Source organism: Okeania sp. SIO2B9, from assembly GCF_010672505.1.
GTDB lineage: Bacteria > Cyanobacteriota > Cyanobacteriia > Cyanobacteriales > Microcoleaceae > Okeania > Okeania hirsuta.
Map to the genome: position 1 here is coordinate 1 of NZ_JAAHGK010000884.1, position 3,323 is coordinate 3,323.

At 39.2% G+C, this 3,323-nt stretch carries 2 protein-coding genes; both read right to left on the reverse strand.

Annotation, left to right across the window (positions count from 1 at the left end; genetic code table 11):
• Positions 1 to 56: 56 nt before the first annotated feature.
• Positions 57 to 1,173 (reverse strand): peptide chain release factor 2 gene (gene prfB / locus F6K13_RS24955; RefSeq protein ID WP_124154896.1). Its coding sequence is split into 2 segments (ribosomal slippage): positions 57 to 1,100 and positions 1,102 to 1,173, totalling 1,116 coding nucleotides; the frame shifts between segments, so codons are not numbered across the junction.
• 569 nt (positions 1,174 to 1,742) lie between these two features.
• Positions 1,743 to 2,471: a Bax inhibitor-1 family protein gene (locus F6K13_RS24960; protein ID WP_124142710.1), complete on the reverse strand. Its 729-nt coding sequence runs from the start codon at positions 2,469 to 2,471 to the stop codon at positions 1,743 to 1,745.
• Positions 2,472 to 3,323 lie beyond the last annotated feature (852 nt).

Below are 3,323 nucleotides of genomic sequence, written 5' to 3' on the forward strand. Positions count from 1 at the left end.
CCTCGCTCATTCCCATTTCTCCTGTCTCCTGTCTCCTGTCTCCTGTCTCCTGTCTCCTATTGACTCTCGACCATTTGATTTTCTTGTCGGAGATAAGCTTCAATAAATGAGTCTAGCTCGCCATTCATCACATCCGTAATAGCAGTAGTTTCTTTCTGAGTCCGTAAGTCTTTTACCATCTGATAAGGATGGAATACATAGTTACGAATTTGATTACCCCAAGCTGCTTCTACCATGTCACCCCGAATTTCACCAATTTCTTGAGCGCGTTGCTCTTTGGCAATTATCAGTAACCTAGCTTTGAGCAATGCTAATGCTTTTTCCTTATTTTGTAACTGACTGCGCTCTTGAGTACAACGCACAGCTAAACCTGTAGGAACATGAACAATTCGTACCGCTGTTTCAACTTTGTTGACGTTTTGACCACCCTTGCCGCCAGACCGAGAAGTAGTAATTTCCAAATCTTTTTCTGGAATTTCCAACTCTACAGAATGATCTAGCACAGGCATCACTTCAACTCCTGCAAAACTGGTTTGCCGTTTGCCATTGGCATTAAAAGGTGAAATTCTGACCAAGCGATGAGTACCTTTTTCTGCTTTCAGATAACCGTAAGCATAGCGCCCGATAATTTCCAGAGTTGCAGACTTAATACCTGCTTCATCTCCTTCAGAAATTTCTGCTAACTGTACTTTATAGTTATGGCTTTCTCCCCACCGAGTATACATCCGCAACAACATCTCTGCCCAGTCTTGAGCGTCTGTACCTCCAGCACCAGCATTAATAGTAATAACTGCACCATTTTGGTCATAGAGACCAGATAATAATTGCTGTAGTTCCCACCGGTCTAACTCCTGGTTGAGACCAGAGATAGTTGCTTGAGCTTCCTCCAATAAAGACTCATCTGTCTCCAGCTCCAATAACTCAAAGATTGCTCTAGTATCTTCCAGATTATTTTGCCATTGCTGATATTGCTGTAGATGAGATTTGAGGTCATTAAGCTCTTGCAGAGTATTTTGTGCCGTTGTTTGGTCATCCCAAAATTCCGGTTGAGCTGCAACTTGCTCTAAATCTTGGATTTTTGCTTTTAGTGCGGGAACGTCAAAGATAGTCCTGGGTTTTTCCCAGACGAGAGGACAAATTTTCAATTTCTCGTTTAATGTCTAATACTTCCATGGCGATCGCCTCCTTTCAATAGTCAGTTCAGTAGTAGACTGACACAGCTAAAATGGTGCAATAAGTGTAGGTTGGGTTGAGAGAAGTTAGCGCTAGCTTATCCGTTAGGATCAACCCAACAGTAGTAAGCTTTTGTTGGGTTTCCCTTCGGGAAGCTCCGCTAACACTGCCGTACCGCTACTTGGTGTGCAAGCTACAACCCAACCTACATTTTTAGGCGTGTCAGTTCAGTAGGGTGTGTTAGCGGTAGCGTAACACACCAAAACCCTATATCTATTGTCAGTGCGTAAGTCCTGTTACACACAAACCACTATAAAAATAAACTATACAATAAAACCCGGTTTATTTCAGTGCTGGGTTTAGCACTAATACCGGGTTTGGCAAATTTTGGTATCGCTTTTGCTTGCTTTTCGTCCATCAAAAGAGGACTATACCTAAACTTACTGAAAAGCTGATAGCTATAGAAAGGGAAAGAGTTGCTTAGGACTTATGGGGATGATTAACCTCAGATAGGGAAATGTTTTTCCCACCGTTCCCTATTCCCTATTCCCTATTCTCTGATGTATAAATTAGTCGCGACTATTAATAGCTATCAAAAGTCGCAGAATAAAAATGAATAGGTTGATGTAAGTTAAGTACATTGAGAGAGCTGCGGGAATATACTGATCGTCGCGATAAGTACGAGGCAAGATGTAAAAATCTACCACTGCAGCGCCAGCAAATAGAAATACACCTATGCCAGATATACCTATTTCTAGCCAACTTGGAGTATAAACACCGAAAAAGCTAAAAATAACTTGGCCCACAACTGCTACTAATAAAGCAATTATTCCCAAGCTGACAGTTTTAGTCAAGGCCATGCCATCTTCTTCAGATAGATTTGAGCCTATTTGACGAGCTGCTATAAAGGTGACACCACAACCGAGGGCAGCAAAACCTACTCCCCCAATACCTACTCCTTGGGTACTTAAAGCCACAAATACTAAACCACTCAGAGTATAGCCGGATAACAAGCTGTAAGTAGCTAATAAAGGTAGGGCTACGTTATTATTGCCTTTTTCCGCAATTCCACGGGCAATAAAAAATAATGCTAATTCGCCGATAAGTGCTACCCAGAATGTGGTCATAAATAGACCAGGGTTAGACTGCAGCACTTGTAGGCCACCAAAAGTACCTACTGCTGTGAGAATTAGGCCACCACCTACAAAAGGTAGAGCATTAGAAATCACGTTAGGGCCAACTAGGTTTTGACTTTGAGCCTCACGAATTGCTTGACGAAAATTGCTGGTATTAGCCATAAGAGTTTTCCTTAATTACAAAAAAGGACTTTTATCAAGAAAGGAGTCAGGAACTAGGAGTCAGGAGTCAGAGTTGAATTTCAGATCCTCACTCATTAATTTTGTGCCCTGGTATTGTACGTTGCCAATTCCAAGCCTCCTCTACTTTGACCTGACTTTTTATATCTACATATTATTGTGACATTTTAGTTAGATTTTTGCATATAGCATATTATATTTATTTATGTCAGTGATATGACGCACACTTCACAATAAATTGTTATTTTTTATGAAAATACAATTTAGCTTAGTAAAAAATACTTAGTAACATCACTCAGTTGTGTAGACTAATTACTTATAATTGGCTTGAAATCTATATAAGGCTTTTTTTGATCATTTTCCATATATATGAAATAGGTAAAATCAATTAACTACATATATCTACGACTATTGTTCTAATTGTTAATACTGTTATATATATGATAAAAAATACTTTAATTCCGTAAATATCTCTGGTGAAATAACATTGAATAGGGTGAAATTAGTAGTAGAGTTTTTTCAAGATTCAGTAAAGTCTTGCAAAAAGGCTTGCAACACTTAAGTAGGATTAGTTAGATTATATTTGTGAGGGCAAGAGAGGTTCACAAACCGCTAAAACTACTGAGAAGTATCAATCTTCAAGTTAAAGTAAACTAATTATTAAACTCATACTCACACCATCAACTCATATAGTATCCGGATAATTAGTTATTGTATGATGAAAGGAGTCAGGAGTCAGGAGTCAGGAGTCAGGAGGAAGAAAGGATGAGAGTTGGAATTATCTGTGGATATTCCGGCATTTTATGTCTGCATTGAATGGAAGTAGAAAGTGTA

Coding starts and splice junctions, on each gene's coding strand:
- F6K13_RS24960 (WP_124142710.1), bottom strand. CDS start 2,471: ATGGCTAATACCAGCAATTTTCGTCAAGCAATTCGTGAGGCTCAAAGT.